Consider the following 1,187-nt stretch of genomic DNA (forward strand, 5'->3'; position numbering starts at 1 on the left):
CTAGGGAAACTCTGATTTTGCCCCGCGGTCCAAGCAAGGCCACTACGTACGAGCGTACCCGATGCCCAAGCAACTGACCCTGGCCACGCAGGCCGACGGTGGATTCGAAGCTCACCGCAAGCCGACTCGCCGAGATGTCTTCCTGGCCGAGATGGACAAGGTCGTCCCCTGGGCGCAACTGTGCGCACTCATCGAGCCGTTCTATCCCAAAGCGCGAGCCGAAGGCGGTCGTCGGCCGGTCGGCCTGGAGCGGATGCTGCGGATCCATTTTCTGCAGCAGTGGTACGCGCTCTCCGACCCGGCGGTGGAAGAGGCGCTGTACGACTCGGCAGCCATGCGCCGGTTCGTGGGGATCGACCTGGGATGCGAGCCGGCACCGGACGAGACGACGGTGTGCAAGTTCCGGCACTTGCTGGAGAAACACGGGCTGGCCAAGCAACTGTTCAAGGCCGTGAGCAAGCATCTGCACGACCATGGGATGAAGCTCTCGCAGGGCACGATTGTGGATGCCACGATTCTGGGCGCGCCGTCCTCCACCAAGAACCGCGACAAGGCGCGCGACCCGGAAATGCACCAGACGAAGAAGGGCAATCAGTGGTACTTCGGCATGAAGGCACACATCGGTGTGGATGAGCGAACCGGGCTGGTGCACAACGTGGTGACCACGGCAGCGAACGTGGCGGACGTGACGCAGGTGGATCATTTGCTGCACGGGCGGGAGAAGGCCGTGTTCGCCGATGCCGGTTACATCGGTGCCGACAAGCGCGTGCCGCCCAAGCGCGGTCGCCGCTGGTGGATTGCCGCCAAGCGCAACGCCGTCAAGGCGATCGAAGATTCCAAGCTGCGCGACATCACGGAAGAGCTGGAACATGCCAAGGCATCGATCCGTGCGGCGGTCGAGCATCCGTTCCGGGTGGTGAAGCGTCAATTTGGCCACGTGAAGGCCCGCTATCGCGGACTGGCGAAGAACGGTGCGCAAGTGATGACGCTGTTTGCGCTGGCCAACCTGTGGATGGCCCGCAAGCACCTCCTCGCCACGGCGAGATAGGTGCGCCTGAAAGGCGCATCGCCGCGATCAAACGCGGCGACGTGGAGCAGAAGATCCGACCCATAGCGCCCAGCAAACCGTGAATTGCATGCTGGACCGCTTGACTGCCGTGGGCGGCGGTTAATCAGACCATCCCTAG

General features: G+C 63.4%; 1 protein-coding gene. It reads left to right on the forward strand.

The window, feature by feature from the left end:
* The first annotated feature begins 61 nt into the window (after positions 1-61).
* Entirely contained in the window at positions 62-1,048 is a 987-nt protein-coding gene (locus OSC30_RS16760) for an IS5 family transposase (RefSeq protein ID WP_267172989.1), read from the forward strand.
* Positions 1,049-1,187: the final 139 nt, after the last annotated feature.

The organism is Frateuria hangzhouensis, from assembly GCF_026410505.1.
Classification (GTDB): domain Bacteria; phylum Pseudomonadota; class Gammaproteobacteria; order Xanthomonadales; family Rhodanobacteraceae; genus Frateuria_A; species Frateuria_A hangzhouensis.

Coding starts and splice junctions, on each gene's coding strand:
- OSC30_RS16760 (WP_267172989.1), top strand. CDS start 62: ATGCCCAAGCAACTGACCCTGGCCACGCAGGCCGACGGTGGATTCGAA.